Source organism: Pseudarthrobacter sp. H2 (assembly GCF_050157045.1).
Taxonomy (GTDB): domain Bacteria; phylum Actinomycetota; class Actinomycetes; order Actinomycetales; family Micrococcaceae; genus Arthrobacter.
Window position 1 is genome coordinate 4,479,559 of sequence record NZ_CP189594.1, and the last position, 19,794, is coordinate 4,499,352.

General features: G+C 64.9%; 18 protein-coding genes. 14 read left to right on the forward strand and 4 right to left on the reverse strand.

Annotation, left to right across the window (positions count from 1 at the left end; translation table 11 throughout):
• Window positions 1-9: 9 nt before the first annotated feature.
• The 5 genes from yidC (at window position 10) to ACQCSZ_RS20895 (ending at window position 4,776) form a co-directional block, all read left to right on the forward strand.
• A complete protein-coding gene (gene yidC / locus ACQCSZ_RS20875; RefSeq protein WP_427005541.1) occupies window positions 10-999 on the forward strand; it encodes a membrane protein insertase YidC in 990 nt (329 codons plus the stop codon).
• On the forward strand, window positions 999-1,613 hold the full coding sequence (locus ACQCSZ_RS20880; protein WP_427005542.1) for a protein jag: 615 nt from the start codon (window positions 999-1,001) through the stop codon (window positions 1,611-1,613). The genes yidC and ACQCSZ_RS20880 overlap by 1 nt, the downstream gene beginning before the upstream one ends.
• Before the next feature lie 17 nt (window positions 1,614-1,630).
• Complete coding sequence (rsmG, locus tag ACQCSZ_RS20885; RefSeq protein WP_427005543.1) at window positions 1,631-2,281, forward strand: 16S rRNA (guanine(527)-N(7))-methyltransferase RsmG; 651 nt, start codon at window positions 1,631-1,633, stop codon at window positions 2,279-2,281.
• Between the two features lie 86 nt (window positions 2,282-2,367).
• Complete coding sequence (locus ACQCSZ_RS20890; RefSeq protein ID WP_427005544.1) at window positions 2,368-3,435, forward strand: ParA family protein; 1,068 nt, start codon at window positions 2,368-2,370, stop codon at window positions 3,433-3,435.
• A gap of 69 nt (window positions 3,436-3,504) precedes the next feature.
• Entirely contained in the window at window positions 3,505-4,776 is a 1,272-nt protein-coding gene (locus ACQCSZ_RS20895; RefSeq protein WP_427005545.1) for a ParB/RepB/Spo0J family partition protein, read from the forward strand.
• A gap of 243 nt (window positions 4,777-5,019) precedes the next feature.
• On the opposite strand, the gene ACQCSZ_RS20900 is transcribed toward ACQCSZ_RS20895, so the two are convergent.
• Window positions 5,020-6,432: a PLP-dependent aminotransferase family protein gene (locus ACQCSZ_RS20900; RefSeq protein WP_427005546.1), complete on the reverse strand. Its 1,413-nt coding sequence runs from the start codon at window positions 6,430-6,432 to the stop codon at window positions 5,020-5,022.
• Here ACQCSZ_RS20900 and ACQCSZ_RS20905 point away from each other — a divergent pair.
• The 8 genes from ACQCSZ_RS20905 (at window position 6,431) to ACQCSZ_RS20940 (ending at window position 13,485) form a co-directional block, all read left to right on the forward strand.
• Entirely contained in the window at window positions 6,431-7,372 is a 942-nt protein-coding gene (locus tag ACQCSZ_RS20905) for a DMT family transporter (RefSeq protein ID WP_427005547.1), read from the forward strand. The genes ACQCSZ_RS20900 and ACQCSZ_RS20905 overlap by 2 nt on opposite strands.
• 44 nt (window positions 7,373-7,416) lie before the next feature.
• Complete coding sequence (locus tag ACQCSZ_RS20910; protein WP_427005548.1) at window positions 7,417-8,067, forward strand: FMN-binding negative transcriptional regulator; 651 nt, start codon at window positions 7,417-7,419, stop codon at window positions 8,065-8,067.
• 496 nt (window positions 8,068-8,563) lie between these two features.
• Window positions 8,564-9,496, forward strand: coding sequence for an alpha/beta fold hydrolase (locus tag ACQCSZ_RS20915; RefSeq protein WP_427005549.1), 933 nt, complete (start codon window positions 8,564-8,566; stop codon window positions 9,494-9,496).
• A gap of 188 nt (window positions 9,497-9,684) precedes the next feature.
• Window positions 9,685-10,290, forward strand: a complete 606-nt coding sequence (locus ACQCSZ_RS20920; RefSeq protein ID WP_427005550.1) for a helix-turn-helix domain-containing protein — start codon at window positions 9,685-9,687, stop codon at window positions 10,288-10,290.
• A 7-nt stretch (window positions 10,291-10,297) separates the two neighbouring features.
• Complete coding sequence (locus ACQCSZ_RS20925; RefSeq protein WP_427005551.1) at window positions 10,298-10,669, forward strand: hypothetical protein; 372 nt, start codon at window positions 10,298-10,300, stop codon at window positions 10,667-10,669.
• A 54-nt stretch (window positions 10,670-10,723) separates the two neighbouring features.
• A complete protein-coding gene (locus ACQCSZ_RS20930) occupies window positions 10,724-11,629 on the forward strand; it encodes an EamA family transporter (RefSeq protein ID WP_427005552.1) in 906 nt (301 codons plus the stop codon).
• A gap of 186 nt (window positions 11,630-11,815) precedes the next feature.
• Window positions 11,816-12,712 carry a dihydrodipicolinate synthase family protein gene (locus tag ACQCSZ_RS20935; protein ID WP_427005553.1) on the forward strand — a complete coding sequence of 299 codons (897 nt, stop codon included), beginning with the start codon at window positions 11,816-11,818 and terminating at the stop codon, window positions 12,710-12,712.
• A 290-nt stretch (window positions 12,713-13,002) separates the two neighbouring features.
• On the forward strand, window positions 13,003-13,485 hold the full coding sequence (locus ACQCSZ_RS20940; RefSeq protein WP_427005554.1) for an MFS transporter: 483 nt from the start codon (window positions 13,003-13,005) through the stop codon (window positions 13,483-13,485).
• A gap of 142 nt (window positions 13,486-13,627) precedes the next feature.
• Here ACQCSZ_RS20940 and ACQCSZ_RS20945 read toward each other — a convergent pair whose 3' ends face one another.
• Window positions 13,628-14,548, reverse strand: coding sequence for an alpha/beta hydrolase (locus ACQCSZ_RS20945; RefSeq protein WP_427005555.1), 921 nt, complete (start codon window positions 14,546-14,548; stop codon window positions 13,628-13,630).
• Between the two features lie 173 nt (window positions 14,549-14,721).
• On the opposite strand from ACQCSZ_RS20945, the gene ACQCSZ_RS20950 reads away from it, so the two are divergent.
• Complete coding sequence (locus ACQCSZ_RS20950; protein ID WP_427005556.1) at window positions 14,722-15,279, forward strand: GNAT family N-acetyltransferase; 558 nt, start codon at window positions 14,722-14,724, stop codon at window positions 15,277-15,279.
• 3,173 nt (window positions 15,280-18,452) lie between these two features.
• Here the strand turns inward: ACQCSZ_RS20950 and trxA are convergent.
• Window positions 18,453-18,779 (reverse strand): thioredoxin, encoded by a 327-nt coding sequence (gene trxA / locus ACQCSZ_RS20955; protein ID WP_211877234.1) that lies wholly within the window; start codon window positions 18,777-18,779, stop codon window positions 18,453-18,455.
• Window positions 18,780-18,816: 37 nt separating this feature from the next.
• Window positions 18,817-19,773, reverse strand: a complete 957-nt coding sequence (gene trxB / locus ACQCSZ_RS20960) for a thioredoxin-disulfide reductase (RefSeq protein WP_427005557.1) — start codon at window positions 19,771-19,773, stop codon at window positions 18,817-18,819.
• Window positions 19,774-19,794 lie beyond the last annotated feature (21 nt).

Genomic DNA, 19,794 nt, shown 5'->3' on the forward strand with positions numbered 1-19,794 from the left:
GGATATCGTATGGACCTTTTTGCACAAATCATGTTCCCGTTCAAGTGGCTGGTCTCGGTCATCATGGTCGGATTCCATGACGGACTGAGCGCCATCGGCCTGCCGGCGGCCAACGGCTGGACCTGGACGCTGTCCATCATCGGGCTGGTGCTGGTCATCCGTGCCGCCCTGATTCCCGTCTTCGTCAAGCAGATCAAGGCCCAGCGCGGCATGCAGCTGCTGCAGCCTGACCTGAAGAAGATGCAGGACAAGTACAAGGGCAAGACCGACCAGCTGTCCCGCCAGGCCATGGCACAGGAGCAGATGGCCCTGTACAAGAAGCACGGGACGAACCCGTTCTCGGCGTGTCTGCCGATGCTGATCCAGATGCCGTTCTTTTTCGCGCTGTTTCAGGTCCTCTCCGGCATCAGCACCGCCAAGGCGAGCGGCGAGGGCATCGGTGCCATGAGCCATGAGCAGGTCCGGCAGTTCGACGAATCCAGCATCTTCGGCGCCCCGCTCTCGGCGTCCCTGCTGCACGGCGGTGCCGGCGGCAATGAGGTGGCCGTGTGGGTGCTCTCGATCCTGATGATCCTGGCCATGACGGCCTCGCAGTTCATCACCCAGAAGCAGATCATGGCCAAGAACATGTCCGAAGAGGCCATGGCCAGCCCGTTCATGAAGCAGCAGAAGATGATGCTGTATATCCTGCCGGTCGTCTTCGGCGTGGGCGGCATCAACTTCCCCATCGGCGTCCTGATCTACTGGACCACCACCAACCTCTGGACCATGGCGCAGCAGTTCTTCGTGATCCGCCGCATGCCGACGCCGGGATCCCCGGCCGCCAAGGCCCTCGCCGAGCGCAGGGCCGCCAAGGGCCTGCCGGCACTGCCCCTGATGGGTGCGAAAAAAGCCGACGCCGAGGCAGCGGCTTCCGCTTCCGCTGCCGCCGCGGCCGCTGCCGTCGAGGCCAGGAGCCAGCGCGTCCAGCCGCAACGTAAAAACAGGAAGAGGAAGTAATGTCCGCCGAGAGCACCGAACAGACTTTTTCCACCGAGGTCATCGACGACCAGGACGGGACCCCGAACGGGTCAGGGGACGAAGCGCAAAACGCGACGCAGGACACTGGCCCGGAGTCCGAGGACGGCCCCGACAAGGGCGTGACCGCCAGCCGCCTGGAAGAGGAAGGCGACGTTGCGGCGGACTATCTCGAGGAACTCCTGGACATCGCCGACATCGACGGGGACATCGACATCGAGGTCCGCAACGGCCGCACCTACATCTCGATCGTTGCCGAGGAAGAGTCGGCCGGTCTCGAGAACCTGGTGGGCCGCGACGGCGAAGTCCTCGAAGCCCTCCAGGAACTGACGCGCCTTGCCGTCCTGTCCGCGACGGAGAACCGGTCCCGCCTCGTGCTGGACATCAACGGCTACCGCGCCGAACGTGCCGGCGACCTGCAGAAGATCGCCGAGGACGCCGTCGCCGCCGTCAAGGAGTCCGGCGACGCCGTGGCCCTGGCGCCGATGAGCGCCTATGAGCGGAAGATCGTGCACGACGCCGTCGCCGAGCTGGGGTTCGTCAGTGAGTCCGAAGGCGAAGGTGCCGACCGGCACATCGTCGTCTCCACAGACTGAATCCGTTGAGTAGCTTGATGGTTGAAATCACGGCGGCCGAACTGCAGGCGGCGCAATCGATTTTCGGTGAGCGGCTGGGCCTCGCGCAGCGCTATGTGGAGCACCTGGCCACCTCCGGGACCGAACGGGGCCTGATCGGCCCGCGGGAGGTACCGCGGCTGTGGAGCCGCCATGTGCTGAACTGCGCGGTGATCGAGAGCCAGATTGCGCACGGCAGCCACGTGGCCGACGTCGGCAGCGGAGCCGGATTGCCGGGTTTGTGCCTTGCCATTGCGCGGCCAGACCTGGAGCTGACGCTCATCGAGCCCCTGGAACGGCGTGTCATCTGGCTGCAGGAAGTAGTGGATGATCTGGGCCTGGAAAATGTCACGGTCATGCGCACCCGGGCTGAACTCGCCGTCGGCATGGTCGACGCCGATGTGGTCACGGCCCGCGCCGTGTCTGCGCTGTCGAACCTTGCCGGGCTGACCATTCCGCTGCTTTCCGGCAAGGGTGAGGTCATTGCCATCAAGGGGCGCAGTGCCGGCGAGGAAATAGAAAAAGCAGCCAAGGTGATCCGGAAGCTGGGCGGGATCGAGACATCCGTGGTGGTGGTGGGCGAGGGTCTGCTTGAAGAACCCACGACCGTTGTCCGGATCGTCGTGAAGAAGCCTCAAAAGATTACCTAGCACCAGCCCGGTGCCCGCGGAGTCCAAGGGGTAGAGGTTAGGCTAGTAACCGGCAGAAAAAGCCGGACGAGAGTGAGTGTGTCACAGTGACCAGTAGCGAAGCCTCCACACAGCGGATCCCCCCGTTTGTGTCCCTGGGGTCAGCAAGGGCGTTCGCCGCGCCCGCAGTCGCTCGTGATTACTCCGGAAATCACACGGCTTCGGTTGCCAGGGGTGCCGGTATGGCAAATGTTTCACGTGAAACATCGGTTGTCGCAAGCCGCAACGTCCTGGACTCGATCGACGACTCCAGCCCCATTGCCCGGGAGCTCGCGCACGAGAACAAGCGCCGGGAACGGTTGCTGGGCCGGAACCTGCCGAAGCCGGAGAAGACCCGGATCTTCACCGTCTCCAACCAGAAGGGCGGCGTGGGCAAGACCACCACCACGGTCAACATCGCCGCCGCCCTTGCCGCCGCCGGCCTCAATGTCCTCGTGATTGATATTGACCCGCAGGGGAACGCCTCGACGGCCCTGGGGATCGAACACCACGCCGACGTCGACAGCATCTACGATGTCCTGATCAACGACATGCCGCTGAAGGACGTCGTGGCTCCGTGCCCGGACATCGGCAATCTGATCTGTGCACCGGCGACCATCCATCTGGCCGGCGCAGAGATCGAGCTCGTCAGCCTTGTGGCCCGCGAACAGCGGCTGCGGCGGGCGATCGAGGTCTATTCCAAGGAACGCGCCGCGAACGGTGAAGAGCGGCTGGACTACATCTTCATCGATTGCCCTCCCAGCCTGGGACTGCTCACGGTCAACGCCTTCTGTGCCGCCAACGAGGTGCTCATCCCGATTCAGTGCGAGTACTACGCGCTGGAGGGGCTGAGCCAGCTGCTGAAGAACATCGAAATGATCCAGAAGCATCTGAATGCCGATCTGGTTGTTTCCACCATCCTGCTGACCATGTACGACGGCCGCACCAACCTTGCCGCCCAGGTGGCAGCAGAGGTCCGCGAGCATTTCCCGCAACAAGTCCTCGGCGCTGTGGTTCCCCGCTCCGTGCGTATTTCCGAAGCTCCCAGCTACCAGCAGACCGTCATGACCTATGACCCCTCGTCCAGCGGCGCCCTGTCCTATCTGGAAGCCGCAGCGGAAATCGCTGAACGTTAGAATCTTTTCAAAAACTGCACTAGCCAGAGCCAAGGTCATGCCCGGCTCTTCCACTGGAGGGATTTATCCATGAGCGATAAGCGACGCGGCCTCGGCCGCGGACTTGGCGCACTCATTCCAAGTTCCGCCGCGGCTAACGCCTCCGGAAACGGTTCTGCCCCTTCCCGACCGGTGGATCTCTTCTTTCCCGAGTCCCGGAAAACGACTCTCGTCGAAAATGCTCCGGTGCCCGGGCACACGGCCCCCGCCGGAACGAACCAGGACGCAGCGGCGCCGCAGCTGTTTTCCCTGAAGGCCGCCACCGCTGAGACTCCGGATGAGGCGGACGTTCCGGGTGCGGCTCCGGCTGGGACTCCTGCACGCAGGAATGCTCCCGCCCGGAGGCCGGCCGCATCCAAGTCCGCCGCATCCAAGTCCGCCGCCTCGAAGGCCGGCGATCAGGCCGGCGACCAGACGGCCGACCAGGCGGTCCGGGATTCGGGCCCTGAGCCGGACGACGGCGGGGGCGTGGAACTGGTCGAAGTTCCCGGGGTGCGTTTCGCCGAAATTCCCGTCACGGACATCCATCCCAACCGCAAGCAGCCGCGTTCAGTCTTCGATGAAGACGATATGGCGGAGCTGGTTCACTCGGTCAAGGAAATCGGCGTCCTCCAGCCAATTGTCGTCCGTACCTCAACGGAAACAGGTGGCGAACCTTATGAACTCGTCATGGGTGAGCGCCGCTGGCGGGCAGTACAGGCCGCAGGGCTGGAAACGATCCCGGCAATTATCCGTGACACGACCGATGACGACCTCCTGCGTGATGCTTTGCTGGAGAACCTGCACCGCAGCCAGCTGAATCCGCTCGAGGAGGCCGCCGCCTACCAGCAGCTGCTGGAGGACTTCGGAACCACCCACGAGCAGCTGGCCGACCGCATCGGCCGCTCGCGCCCCCAGGTGTCCAACACGCTCCGCCTGCTGAAACTCCCGCCGCTGGTCCAGCGCCGCGTTGCCGCCGGTATCATTTCCGCCGGCCACGCCCGGACGCTCCTTGCCCTGCCCGACGCGGCGGCCATGGAACGCCTGGCGCAGAAAATTGTTGCCGAAGGCATGTCCGTCCGTGCCACGGAAGAGGCCGTGACGTTGTATCAGAGTCCGGCTTCCCCCACCAAGAACAACATTCCGCGTCCCGGTGCGCGCCATGAGCGGCTTGACTACCTTGCGTCGTCATTATCCGATCGGCTGGACACCAACGTCAAGATCTCGCTGGGTGCGAGAAAGGGCCGCGTCAGCATTGAATTTGCCAGCGTCGAGGATCTCAACCGGATCATGGACGTGCTGACCCCTGGGCCGTCGGACTAGCACCAGAGTTCCTGCTAAGGCCTGTTCAACGTTTCACGTGAAACAGGCCATAGGCGTAGCTGGGATCCGTCGCGTCCGGAACCCGTTGTCGGCACGGGTCCGGCTGTGCTGCGGCGGCCTCTCATGCGGCTACGCAACTCGAGGGTGGATCGCTGCCCCGTTGTCCACGTCGGCCAGCCGGCGTCGCGGGCGACGGGACTGGTATTTCCTCGGACGAGGCCCTTCCGCGTCCCGGTCTGGTTTCTAGGACCTGTTGCTTTCGATGGCCTGGCCGAGGATGCGCGCGCCTTCCGGGAACGCGCCGGGGTTCGGTCCCGCGTAGTTGAGCCGGATGAACGGGCCCGCTGGTTCGGCCGGGAACCATTCACTGCCGGCGGCGATGAGGACCCCGGCGGCCTCGCAGTCGCGGCTCAGCTGTTCGACGTCGGTCCCATCGGGCAAGCGCGCCCAGAGATTCAGCCCTCCCTTTGGAACGCGCTCGATGTGGGCCTGCGGGGCATGATCGCGCATGCTGGTGACCAGCAGGTCGCGGCGCGAGTGGAGCTGGTGGCGGAGGCTGCGCAGATGCGTCTGCCAGGCAGGCTGTGTGACGACATCGAGTGCTGCGGCCTGGAGGAGGCCGCTGACATACATCGACTCGGCTCCCCGGTCCGCGAGGATGCGTTCACGTGCCGGGCCGCGGGCGATGACGGCGGCGATGCGAATGGCTGGAGAGACGCTCTTAGTCAGAGATCGCAGGTAAATAACATGGCCAGAGTCGTCCCGGGCTGCAACGGGCACGGGGTCAGTGGTGATGCCGAAGTCGTGCGCCCAGTCGTCCTCAACGAGGAAGGCGCCTTTCTCGCGCACGATACCCAGGACCTTTTCGCCCCGTCCGGGGGCCCATTGCGCACCTGTGGGGTTCGCGTAGTTAGGTTGTGCATAGAACAGGCGGGCGCCGGTTTCCTCAAATGCCCGGGCGAGTTCCTCCGGGTCGGGACCCTCGGGTCCGCTGGGCACCGGGACGACGCGGACGCCCGCCTGCGCGGCAGCCAGGATGGCGCCCCAATAGGTCGGCGACTCCATGAGCAATGGCTGCCCGGGGCCGACCAGTGCCGTGAAGATGGAGCTGAGTCCGCTCTGGCTTCCCGGCAGCACGATGACATCGCTCGGTGTTGGCGGGGTGATCCCAACCGGGGTCGAGGCCCCGAGTTCGTGCGCGAACCAGGACTGCAATTCGGGAAGCCCCGCTACCGGTGGACGGGACAGGGCCGCGTCGCCCCGGGCCGCACGGGTCAGTGCCGCGCGCACCAGGCGCTCCGGCAGGAGTTCCCGGTCCGGGTAGCCGGAGTGGAAGGCAATGGCATCGTTGGATGCGCTGCGCATCGTGGTGGAGGCTTTGGGAAGGGGCCTCTGAGGTGAACGCAGGGCCGCACTCTGCCAGCCGTAGTCCGACGGGCGTGCGGTCCGTACGGCCCGCACGAAGGTCCCGACGCCGGGCCGGCTCTCGATCAAACCCTGCGCCGTGAGGGTCTGCAGGGCTTTTTGCACGGTCACGGGGCTGGCCTGATGCTCGGCAACGAGCGACCGTGTGGACGGCAGCCGGGATCCCGGCGCAGCCCCGGCGATCCATTCCCTTAGTCGCGCCGCAATCCGGGAACTGCTATCGTTGTTCATGAGAGACAATAGTAGCGCTACTACACTTATCCGCCAAGTGATACCGTCACGTCAGCCCAACGGCCTGTGGTGGGGCCTCCTTGGAGTAGCGGCCTTCTCGTTCACCGTTCCGTTCACCCGGGTTGCTGTCGCGGGACTCGCCCCGTTGTTCATCGGGTCAGCCCGTGCGGTCGTAGCCACGGTTCTGGCCGCCTTCGCCCTCGCTCTGACCCGGCAGTGCCTTCCCCGCGGTGTGCAGTGGGCGCGGCTCGCGGTGGTCGCCGCCGGAATCGTCGTCGGCTTCTCGCTGCTCACGTCCTTCGCGCTCACCACGACTCCCGCCAGTCACGGTGCCGTCGTCATCGCCCTGCTCCCGGCCGCGACGGCAACGGCAGCAGTTCTCCGCGGGCGCGAGCGTCCGCTGGCAGCCTTCTGGGTCATCACCGCCGTGGGCGCGGTGGCTGCCATAGTCTTCGGCTTCGCGCAGTCCGGCGGCTTCGGACAGCCGCACTGGGCGGATCTGCTGCTCCTCGGCGCGGTCGTGGCAGCGGCCATCGGATACGCCGAAGGTGGCCTGCTCGCACGCGAACTCGGCGCGTGGCAGACAGTATCCTGGGCGCTCGTCCTTGCCTCGCCCCTGATGGTTTTCCTGGCAGCGCTCTCGGTGACCCAGCAGCCGCCGTCGGGCACACCGGTCCAGTGGGCCGCTCTTGCCTACCTTGGCGTCGTGAGCATGTTCCTCGGCTTCTTCGCCTGGTACCGCGGCCTGGCCATTGGCCCCATGGCCCAGGTCAGCCAGATCCAACTCATCCAGCCCGTGCTGAGCATCTGCTGGGCCGGACTCCTGCTGGGCGAGAACCTGAGCTGGACCACCATCCTCGGCGGCCTGGCCGTCATCCTCTGCGCCGGCGCCGCGGTCCGCGTCCGGCTCAACCCGCCGCCCGCGACCCAGAGCCCCTGACGGGTTACCGACCCCGAAAATCCTTCAACCAAGGGAAGAGCCCTATGTACATCCCAGCGCACTTCGCAGCCGGCCCCGGCGCAATCCACGACCTCCTCACCCGGCCAGCCGCAGCCAACCTGGTAACTACGACCTCGCGCGGCCTGCTCGCCACCCTGCTGCCCTTCATCTACGAACCTTCGATAGGTGAGCACGGTGCGCTGCACGGTCATCTTGCCCGCAACAACACCCAGTGGTCCGAACCCGCGCTCGGCGAATCGCTTGTCATCATCCAAGGTGCGGATGCCTACATTTCTCCGTCCTGGTACGCATCGAAAGCTGAACACGGACGCGTCGTCCCGACTTGGAACTACTCCACCGCCCACGTCTACGGCAAGCTCGTCATCCACGAGGACCCGGCCTGGCTCGGCGGCCACGTCAGGCGGCTGACCGACCTCCACGAAGCCCGGTCAGATCACCCTTGGACGGTGGACGATGCACCCGGTCCCTATATCTCCGGCCAGTTACGCGCCATCGTCGGCATCGAACTGCTCATCACCAAGATAGAAACGAAGACCAAACTCAGCCAGAACCGGCCCGGCGCCGACGTCGACGGCGTCGTGGCAGGACTGACTGCCCGGGGGCAAGCTGAGAGTGCCGCCGACGTCGCTCGGGCAAGACGGGGACATGTGGATCTGAAAACCGGCCGCGCGTAGGGCGCCGGCTCGGCACCGAGATGCTTTTGGAACTGGCGAAGCAGGCCCGGGGACGCCACATCAACTGACTGGAACAATGAGGTGTTGTGAAGATTCCGGGATCGAACGCGCGTGCCCGCCCTGCCGTGTTTCACGTGAAACCGCCTGCACCCCGGGATGCAGGCTCCGAGAATCATCGTCCTGGTGAGCATGGGAGCCGGAAAGCCTTACGGGTAGCACCGTACGGGATGATAATTATCGGGCCGAGCAGGTTGGTGTCGATCTGCGGCCGGAAGTCCCCCCGGGGGGATCTCCTCGAAGACACCCGCGATGAAGTTCCCGGTCTTGTTCACCAGCACATCGATGCATCCGAACCGTTCGACGGCGGCCTGCACCGCCTCTTCCGCCCCGGTGGGATCCGTGCTGACGTCCTGGCTTCCGGACTGGAGCCCGCGGGTCCGGTCCGGTACCCCTGCGGCTCCGAATCAGTTTCAGAGACCAAGAGCAGAAGGTGACCATGAGTGTTCAGCAGGAAACCGCGCCCGCGGGAGCGGCCACGCTGCGGCGGCAGATCCTTCCCACGGAGCTGGGCCCCTGCACGGTGCATGTGCAGCGGGGCACCGGAGGCCGGTGTCCCGCGTCCGACACACCGGTTGTCTACCTTCACGGCGCCGCGGGGTCCTGGACTACATTCCTCCCGTTGCTTTCCGGGGTGCCGGCCCATGCCCGGGTGCTGATTGACCTGCCGGGCTGGGGTGAATCCACGAAGGGTGCCCGACTGGAACATTTCAGCATCGAGGCGATGGCACGCGCTGTCACCGGGGTACTGGATGCGCTCGGCTACCGGCGGTGGAACCTGGTGGGCCACTCCATGGGAGGCTTCCTGGCATTGCACATTGCCGCGGCGTGGCCGGAGCGGACCGCCAGCGTGGCCACCATCTCGGCCACCACCTTCGGCGTGGCCGAGGCGGCCCGGCGGCCGCTGCACGGCCTGTCCAGGTTCCCGGCGTTTGCCGGCATGCTGCTGGTCATGCGCTCCATGGCGGCCCTCGGTCCGGCAGGGCCGGCACTGATCCGTGCCATCGGCGCCACACCCGTGATGGGGCCGCTGATGTCCCCGTTCTTCGCAGATCCCGCAGCCATTTCCCCGGGGGTCATCCGCGGACTCGGCGACGACGCCCGGCCGGCCGGCTTCTGTGCGGCAGCCCGGGCCGCGGCGCACTACGATTTTGGCCAGTGGCGCGGCATCCGCTGCCCGGTGCTGGCCACCCGCGGGGACAGCGATGTGTTCACGCCTCCGTCCGACCTGGAACGGTTGGCCGAAATGGTCCCGCACGTCCAGCTGGTGACGATCCCGCGGTGCGGCCACTTCGCCAACATCGAGCGGCCGGAACAAGTGCAACGGCTGCTCGATGACCTGCGGCCCCCGCGAGATGTCCGCCGGCGGTGAGTAACCTGAGCCTGCGCCTGCGCCTGCAGGACGGCACTCCGACGCACGTCGCCGGTCGTTCATGAACCAACACCGCCGATCTGGCGACCGGTGCCGACCACCCTACTCCTCAGAGACTCGGGCCTTCTGCTTCCATGCGGGCGAAGTCGATAATTCAAAGTGCACTTCAAGTGCAGTATGATGCACTCATGGATCAGAGCGCAACTATATTGGCGATGGCAATCGGTGGGCGGGTGCGGCAGGAGCGACAGTCACGGGGTTGGACCCTTGATCAGCTGTCGGAGGCTGCCGGGGTGAGCCGACGGATGGTGGTCAACGTCGAGCAGGGCGCTGCGAATCCCAGCGTGGGGACCCTGTTGAGGATCAGCGACGCGCTCGGCGTCGGGCTGCCGGCATTGGTCGAGTCGCCTCAGCCCAAGCCGGTGAAGGTCACCCGGCGTGGTGAGGGTGCGGCTTTGTGGAACGGGGAGTCCGGTGGCCGCGGGTTGTTGGTGGCCGGTACGGAATCACCGGATGTGGTTGAACTCTGGGACTGGACCCTGGGTCCTGGGGACCAACATCTGAGCGAGGCCCACTCGCCTGGCACGAAGGAACTCTTGCAGGTCCAGCAGGGCACGATCACGGTTGTGGTGGCAGACCAGCCGGTCATTCTCGATGCCGGCGATGCGGTCACTTTCCCCGGCGACGTGGCACACTCTTACGCCAATCCAGGTACGGAACCGGCAAGGTTCTCCCTCGCCGTCTTCGAGCCGGGCGTCGGGTCAGGACACCGTCCGGCGGTGACCGATGCGTGATCCGGGCGTGCTTCGGCGATTCCTTGACGGCGGCCGGGTAGACGCCGGGGTGTTCTCGCTGCGGCCCGACTACCGCGCCGTCCTGCTGGCCGCCGAGGGGCTCGTCCCGGGCACCACCCCGATCCCTGGCGAGGTGGTCTGGTGCGACGATACCGGCGTGACCTGCCGGCGCTGGAACTGGCGCCAGGGCCGGCGCACCCAACTCCGCGAAGACACCACCGCTGCACTGTTCATCCTGGACGCGCTGGAACCCATGACCGCCGAGGCACTCGGCGCTGCCGCTGAGGACCTGTCCGCCCATCTGGCCCGGCTCGGTCCCGATGTCAGGGTCGTCCGCCGTCTGATGGCCGCCGGAACGACGATCGAAGAAGGAGACTGAGATGTTTTTACACCCGTTCGATGCTGTGATCGGTGACTGCCCCGGGGACCGGCCATGACAAATCGTGCCTCCTACAATGTCCCGGTGCCGCCATGGGGTCTGGCCGTGGCGGCGATGCTGTCGGTTCAGCTGGGCTCCGCCTTGTCGGTGGATCTGATTGAGGCCGTGGGTCCGGCCGGAACCGCATGGCTCAGGCTCAGCCTGGGGGCCCTCATCCTTTTGGCGCTGGCCCGCCCCCCGCTGCGCGCTGTCCGCCGTCGAGACGTTCCGACGCTGCTCGCTCTGGGCATGGCGACCGGCCTGATGTCCGTCGCGTTCCTCGCTGCGATCGAGCACATCCCTCTCGGGACCGCCGTCGCGGTCGAGTTCCTCGGCCCGTTGACGGTGGCCGCCGTGCGCAGTCACAGTGCCCGGGCGCTCATCTGGCCCGCCGTGGCGCTGCTCGGGGTCGTTCTGCTCACACAGCCATGGCAGAGCGGGTTCGATCCGGCCGGCGTGGGGTTCGCCGGGCTTGCGGCCGTCGCGTGGGCCGCCTACATCGTGCTCACCCAACGGATCGGCGACCGCTTCACCGGCATCGGAACACTCTCTCTCACCGTGCCTATCGCCGCCGTTACGGCAGCGATAGTCGGCATACCGCAGGCCGCCGGCCACCTCACGCTCGGGGTCCTGGCCGCCGCGGCCGGGCTGGCCGTCCTGCTGCCGGTCCTGCCGTTCGCGTTCGAGATGCTCGCCTTGCGCAGGATGACGCCGACCGCGTTCGGGACCCTGATGGCCCTTGAACCCGCCCTCGGTGTTCTCCTGGGACTGCTCGTGCTGCACCAGCAACCCTCGGCCACCCAGCTGGTCGGCATCCTGCTCGTTGTTCTCGCCGGCGCCGCCGCACAACGCGGTGGCCGACGCCGCCCACGGTCCCCCGAGCAGGCCGGCAGCCACGCGGATCTCGACCTCATCCGCTAAGGTCGCAACAGCCGACAGGCATCCATCCCGGCCACGTCCTGCTGCACCCGCAGCTCAGTGGGCTTCGCCGCATGTGCTTCAGCGGCAAACTCCACATTCTTCTCTGCATCCACCCTGCCCTGCCCGGGCAATGGCACGTGCCGCACACTTTGCTTCCACCGTGATTCAAACCAAGGAGATAGAACGATGTTCACCGGCTTGAGTGCTTTCCCCCTGACCCCGCTGGCCAATGATGCGGTTGACGAGACTGCTTTCGTTCGCCTGATAGAACGGCTCGCGGAGGCGAAGGTTGGCTCCATTACCGCGCTCGGATCCACCGGCTCCTACGCCTACCTGAGCAGCGAGGAGCGAAGCCGCGTCGCCCGCCTGGCAGTCGAGCACGCCGGCGAAACACCCGTTTTCATTGGCATCGGGGCGCTGCGGACCTCCCACGTCCTCGCGAACGCTGAGAACGCAGAACAGGCAGGAGCTTCGGGTGTTCTGCTCGCTCCGATGACGTATCAGCCCCTCACTGACGATGATGTGTTCGAACTTTTCCGAACCGTCTCTGTGAACTCATCGCTGCCCGTCATCGTCTATGACAACCCCGGCACCACCCACTTCACCTTCACCACCGAACTCTACGGACGCATCGCGGAACTGCCCGGTATCGCTTCCATCAAAATCCCGGGCGTACCGGCCGATCCGGAACAGGCACAAGCACGGGTCCAGGTAATCCGGGCGGCTGTCCCCGCGCACGTGACCATCGGAGTTTCCGGTGACGCCAAGGCCGTCGCTGGACTGGCCGCCGGATGTGATGCCTGGTACTCAGTCATCGGCGGCACTTTACCCGCCCTTGCGATGCGGATCACCCGGGCCGCCCTGGAAGGACGGGTCTCCGAGGCGATGGCCGAGTCCGAACGGCTTGCACCGTTGTGGCAGTTGTTTGTCGAGTTTGGCGGGAGTATCCGGGTAGTTGCGGCAATAGCAGAACAGTTGGGACTCGCTTCAAAATCGAGCCTGCCGCTTCCCCTCCAAGGATTGACCGAGAACCAGCGTGCCCATGTTGGCAGGATTGTCGATGAGCTCGGGCTCAACCCGTAGCGCTGGCCTCGGCGTTCCACGCAGGAGGAACGTCCGGTCGGGGCGCTGGCGCGCTACGTCTTGCGCAGCCAACGCAGAGCACTAAGCTGGGACGTCGCAAGCTACGGGCTGAGCGGCACCCTCGGCCCCGCAGCAGTCGCATGGATCGCGGCAGCATCTGACGCACTCACCGCAACACTGGTTCTGGCCGGGGCCACCGTGGCCGGTGCGGGAGCCGTCCTCGCGCCTCAGCCGCCGGAACACTGGTTGCGGCATACGGGCCAGGGAATCTTCTCGGATCAGCAGGGCTCATGCTTCGGCCGCTTCGCCGCGACGCGGACCCTCTCATGAGTTCTCTGGCTGCACTCGTGGCGTCAACGCTGATACTGGTGATGCTTACTCCGACACTCCCCACATCGCTCATAGCCTTCTGCTTGGCAGGGGTCGCTAACGCGATGTTCTTCGCGGCAACGCTGGCCGCGCGAAGTGAATACTCACCGATTGAAGCTCGCGGCCAAGTCTTCATCTGGGTAGGCGCACTCAAGATCGCTGCAGGATCAGCCGGGGCAGCTGTCGCGGGTGCAACCATTGCACAAACAGTTTGGGCACCGCTTCTTTTGGCGACCGCACTCACAGCAGTTGCTGCGACCACCAGCATTATCGAGCGATCCCGTCCAGGTCCAAGCACTAGGCCGCCTGATTTCAACAGCACCCTCGCCCCGACATGCCCGCAGCACGTCGGGCGAGGGCACCAGGCGCGCGCCAAAAATCGCTGCCAAAGCCACGCCAAATAGCTCCGCGATGCACAATCCCTAGTCCTCCAGCTACTGTCCGCGGCGTAGTTCACGGTGGTTGGAGGCTCCGGTTGCTTCGTTGTGGATGGGTGAGCGTCTTGTCCGTCCACGAGGCAGGTGACGGGAGCGGGGATGCGAGTAACTAGTCGTGGTCGCCGCGAATGACGGATCCGAATTTGCGCATGAGATTGTTGCCGGCTTCCAACGCCGTTGGCGACACAGTGTCGAGGCTGAGGAATCCGTGAACGAGTCCCGGATGACGGATGTGATGGACCTCTGTTGCTGCAGCATTCAGCTTTTGGGCCAGAGCCGTGCCCTCGTCACGAAGCGGGTCGTGTTCCGCCGTTGCTATGACAGTCGGTGGCAGTCCGCTGAACATGGCGTGCAGTGGGCTCCATGTCTCGAGTCGTTCAGCGTCCATATCCGGAACCCACTGCTGCAGCGACCACGCCAGGGCTGCAGCATCCAGTCCCCACCCCGACCCTTTTTGCTGCACGCTTGGCTGCGACAGCGTCAGATCGGCGTTGGGACAAACCAGTAGGAGTCCGCTGAGGCCGACACCCGCCGCAACCAGCTGCCGGGCCGCCAGGAGGGCGATCAGGCCGCCGGCGCTGTCTCCGGCCAGGGCAGGAGAGCCAACGATTCCTCCAAGGATTGCCGCCGGCCTGATAGCCCATTTCAGCGCGGCGACGACATCGTAAATCGCCGCCGGTGCCGGGTTCTCCGGCGCACGTCGATAGTGGACGGCCAGTACCGCAGCGTTGGCTTCCACGGCCAAACGGCGGCACGTCCGGTCATGGGAATCGAGGTCCCCGAAAATGAAAGCTCCGCCATGGACGTAGACGATAAGGGGCAAAGGGCGCTCGTTAGGGCGATAGAAACGAACCTTAACCGGATGGTCACCGGCCACCGAAAGGTCCCTGACAACGGGCAAGCTTGGCCCTGCTGCCCGCACGCGTGCGGCGCGCAGCCGGTTCACATCCAGGGGCGGGGCCTCCGCTGGCTGCGACCGGATGTCAGATATCCATCGCACCAGCTCGTCATCGGCGAGAATCTCATTCACTTGTCAATGATCTCCTGGTGAATGCCCATCGCCTACACAGTGACCCTGATCGGCTGCGCGGCCCCATCGATACCCGAATAATGCCGCGAGTGATTCACGATCGCCCGGCAAACTGAACGCCAGCGCCCCAGATCTCACGGTCAGTGATGTGCGGCTGTCTGTAAGCTTTGTGGGTGCTTCCCAACGAGACTGCTCGACTCCGATTGCGTCAGATGACTTCAGTGGACTTCGATTACATGAGCGCGCTCCTCGGTGATCCGGACGTCATGGCGTACTACCCCGCTCCTAAGTCCAGGAACGAAGCTGCACAGTGGATAGCGTGGAATGAAGCCAACTACTCCGAGCACGGACACGGGCTGTGGATTGTTGAAACGCACGACGGCGAGTTCCTGGGTGACTGCGGCCTTACCTGGCAGGAAGTCAACGGCCGCTACGAGCTGGAGGTTGGCTACCACATCCGCGGCGAATTCCAGGGACGTGGATACGCCACCGAAGCCGCTGCAGCCTGCAGGAACTTTGCACGGGATGAACTGCACGCACAGCAGCTCATCGCAATCATCCAGCCGGACAACGCTTCTTCGCGTCGAGTGGCAGAAAAGATCGGCATGCAGCCCCTCGAGGACGACCACGGCGGCGCGATCGCCGTCCGTACTGTGCTCGGAATGCAGCTAGGCGCCACACAGGACTTCCGCCTTCCGGAGCCCGAACCGCCAACTTATCCTGCGAATTAACCGCCATCGTCAGCTAACAATCACGCGGTGGGCAGCGCACAACGTCCGCCAGCACTTCACCGGTGATCCGAGCCCCGGCGGTCCGCCGGGGCTCGGACGGCAGGGCGACCTGCCGCCGCGCACGACCCTCCCCGTGCTTCCCTGTTGCCCGTCGTAGTGCTGAGCCTGTGCCGAGGGCCAGCGCCACCGCACCGGCATCTCTGCGCCCGGACCCCAGTGGTCCCTGCGCAGGATGCGCCTTCCCAGACGGCTCAGAACATGGAGGGCTGGGCCTACCGCCGGATCGCTTTGCCGTACTCACCTATATCGCGCCGTCCCTGGAATACGGCGGCGTCGGCCGCATGGTGGGTGGCGCCATCACCGTCTTTGGGCCTCTGCCTGGGTCAGGCGCGGGGACGCTTGCGGTCTTCCGGCGCTGAGGCCCGACGCAACGCCATGTGCCGTTGGATCTATGACTCCCCCGGACACCTGCTTCGCCACTCCTTCTCAGGAACAGCAGTCAACGACAGCGACTTGGCCTGTTGAATCCGATCCACATTGTCGTCTCCTGCATCTCGGCGGCTCCGCATCCAGACAGAGAGTCAAACTCAGGATCCGTGACGACTTTGTCGATGCCAGGTGAGAATCACCCTTGCCCGGCCACACCCGTCTGCCCGTCGGGCTCCTGGCGTCGCACCGGATGGCGGGGTCCGATTCCCACCCCGTTTGGACGGGCGGGGATCGGCGCCACCCTCTAGCGCCGCCACCCAGGCTAAGCAGAATTTGCCCAGGCTACGGGGTGCGCTGCCGTGACGGCGTAGTTGTGGGCGGGCGAATACTCTCGCGGATTTGCCTGTGGATAACTGTGTGGATTAATTCGCCACGCCGCGGTCTCCGCCGTGACATGCGACGGGGCAGATATGTGGCCGGGTACCTTCCCCCTTCGGGGCCGCTCTGCGTTTCACGTGAAACATTGGCGGGGCCGGGACGTGGATGATTTTGTGACAAACCCGGAAGTTGTGCCTTCCGGAACTCCGCCACCCGGTCATTTTCGCCTACATCTCGGCGTTTTCTGCCCGGACAGCCTTTCCTGCGAATTACGCAAGGGACCCACGCAAGACCTAATTCGTGCGCCCGCAAATTTTGGGTCCTACCAGTCTGCCTGGTTGGGGAGGTCTGTGGGGGGCCGTGGCTGGGTGGCAGCGTGAGCTGTGAGCAACAACTCAGCGGATGTGGATAACGATGTGAATAACTTCTGTGGAGAACTCACGGGAGAGCATCGGCGTGGCGGCAACCGGACCGCGCGGGAGAAGCTGTGGAAGCGCCCGGTGCTGGTAGCCGCGGACAGGAAGTGGTGCGTCAGTGGTCATACGTGCAGTCAGCCAATGTCGTTGCCAGCTCGTCAGGTGTACTCGCCTTGTGGGTTGGGCTTCTGGTCCCAAGCCCAGTTTCGGGACTGGCAAGGCCGCCAGCCGGACGCATCCGCGGAGTGGGCGCCACGCCTGCGTCGGCGAGAGGGCGACATTCTTGGAGGCCATCACGGTCAGGGCGAGTCGTGTCGCGGGGTTCGACCCGGCGGCCCGGACCACCGACAAGGATGCCCCCGCCGGGAAGACTCCACAGGAGAGGTCCGGTCCGGACTGCGCAGCAACGCAAGATGAACCAGCCACCACACAGGCGATGTGGCCCGCCGGCGACGGAAGTTTCGATGCGCTGTGCGCCGTCTCGAGCTGGCCTGTTGCCAATCTACCGGGGACAGCGCTGGTGACTATATCGAGGATCACGGCAACATGGTCATGAAGAATCCCCGGATAGCAGGCAGCGCCACCAGCACACGGTTCTCCTGGTCATTCAACTTTGCGGCGGCGCAGCCATAGGCGTGGAGTGGGTACAGGCCGGGAGCGCGGCGTGCCTCCTGTCAGGACGCTGGTTAACCGCACGCTAGGGCAGTTTGCCCGCCCCTTACCGCCGTTATCCTGTGACGCGCAACCACCGCGTGCCGGGTGGTGGTCCGGGTAGCGGTCCAGGCGAAGCTCGCAGACGCTTCAGCAAGTTGGGCAATTCTGCGCACTGAACTTGGGCTCGCCTGGGGCAGCTGAACGTTTCACGTGAAACAGGGTGGCCCGGGCAGGCGGAGAAGTTGCGCTCCGGGGGTTCCTCGGTACCACCCGGCCCCGCATATCGTGCGGGTCGCTTCTGGGTATGTGACGGAGCCCCGGGTCTGTCGGGATTTCCTTTGGGCCATACGGTCCCCCGCTGCAGGCCGCCCAATAATCCCTGCACCCCTATGTGATAGCTAAGTATGAATTCGTCATTGTTGATTGCATCTTCGGAAGCCTACTCGCGTGTTCCACGGGGCAGCTGCGCAGTGGTAGTTCCGGAATCGTCCCGCAGTGTTTCACGTGAAACCGTCATCGGCGCCGCGGCGCATTGAGGGCGGGACCGCGGCTTGGGGCGGATGTGCCCACGAAGGGTCAAGCTCTTGGGGACCTCTCTTCGCCATGCCGCCCGTTGGAGTCCACGCGTCCCGGGCGGTACGCACTCCACGTGTCCCGGAAAACAACGGGCAAGCACTGTCGCCCGTCAGAACTCCGTTGCCGACTCCCTCTGTCAAGTAGTTTCAGTTGCCCTTCTAGGGGAATGCCGGATCTCCTCGGGACGCTGACACGCCTCAAGGGACCATGAATGCCACCATCCGGATGGCCCGAAGAGTGCCGAGCTGCCCGATCTGGTTCTCAGGTTTCACGTGAAACAGGGACCGCCGGTCCGGGACCCACAATACGGGCCGTTCATTTCACCTGGGCGGCCCGGCGCACCGACCCTGCCCCGTTCTCCGGATGTTTCACGTGAAACGCCCGTAGGCCGAGTGAAATCCACTCTTGGGCGGGCATCTCTCCCCTACCCCGGGTAAGGTCGGAAACTCTTGAATAAGAGAAGTCCGCCACTGCAAAAACAAACAGATACACAACCGGCAAAGGATTCATTCGCTCGACAGCATCTCGCCCCGCCCGGCCAGTGACGTTCCCCGCCGCCGTGTCCGGCCGTCGTCGGGGCTTTGTCCATCCCGACGTTGGACCCCGCCGGCCGGCAGACGGGAGCACCCATGACGGCACCGCCCAAAAGCCAATGGCCCCCACTTCCGCGAAGTGGGGGCCACGATACTCAGTCCGTGGTGTCCACGGACCGGAAAAGAATCAGGACAGGACGTCCGCGAATTCCTTCTCGAAGAACTGCTTGGGCCTGGCGCCGATGACGGTGCTCTTCACCTCGCCGCCCTGGAACAGGTAGACGGCCGGGATGGAAGTGATGCCGTACTGGGCGGCGATCGCCGGGTTGTCGTCCACGTTGACCTTGACGACGTCCACCTTTTCGCTGTACTCCACCGAGATTTCATCGAGGATGGGACCGAGCTTGCGGCACGGGCCGCACCATTCGGCCCAGAAGTCCACGATGACCGGCTTGTCGGAAGCCAGCACATCGGTGCTGAAGCTTGCGTCTGTTACGTCTTTTGCGTTGCTCATAACGTTGTCTCTCTCTTCGGTTGGTGCTGCGCGCCGGTTAGGCGTGGAAGTCTGCGAGGTAGTGTTCGACGTCGAGGGCGGCCACGCAGCCGGAGCCGGAAGCCGTGATCGCCTGGCGGTAGGTCGGGTCAATGACGTCGCCCGCCGCAAAGACGCCCTTGATGCTGGTCTTGGAAGTCCTTCCCTCGACGGCGATGGTTCCTGCCGGGGTGAGGTCCAGCTTGCCCTTGACCAGTTCGGTGCGGGGATCGTTGCCGATCGCCACGAACACGCCGGTGACGGGCAGTTCAGATTCGGTGCCGTCCACCAGGTTTTTCAGCCGGAGGCCGGTGACCTTGTCCTGGCCGATGACGTCCTCGACGCCGGTGTTCCAGACGAAGCTGATCTTCTCGTGGTCCCGGGCGCGGTCCGCCATGATCTTGGACGCCCTGAGGGAGTCACGGCGGTGCACCACAGTGACGGATTTCGCGAACTTGGTCAGGAACAGCGCTTCCTCCATGGCGGAGTCTCCGCCGCCGATAACGGCGATGTCCTGGTCCTTGAAGAAGAAACCGTCGCAGGTTGCACACCAGCTGACGCCGTGGCCCGAGAGGCGCTTTTCGTTCGGCAGGCCAAGCTCGCGGTAGGCCGAACCCGTGGACAGAATGATGGAGCGGGCCCGGAACGTCTCCCCCGTGGCGATGGTCGCGGTCTTGATGTCGCCGTCGAGGTCCAGTTCGGTGACGTCCTCAAACTGGATGTCAGTGCCGAAACGGGCAGCCTGCTTCTCGAAGTTCTCCATCAGGTCCGGCCCCATGATGCCGTCCGGGAAACCGGGGTAATTCTCGACGTCGGTGGTATTCATCAGTTCGCCGCCGGCGGTAACGGATCCTGCCAGCAGCAGCGGCTTCAGGTTGGCGCGCGCCGTGTACACCGCGGCGGTATAGCCCGCCGGGCCGGAGCCGACGATGATGACATCACGTACTTCGGACGCGGTGTTTTCTGCGTTGCTCACTGAACGGTGAACCTCTTCCCT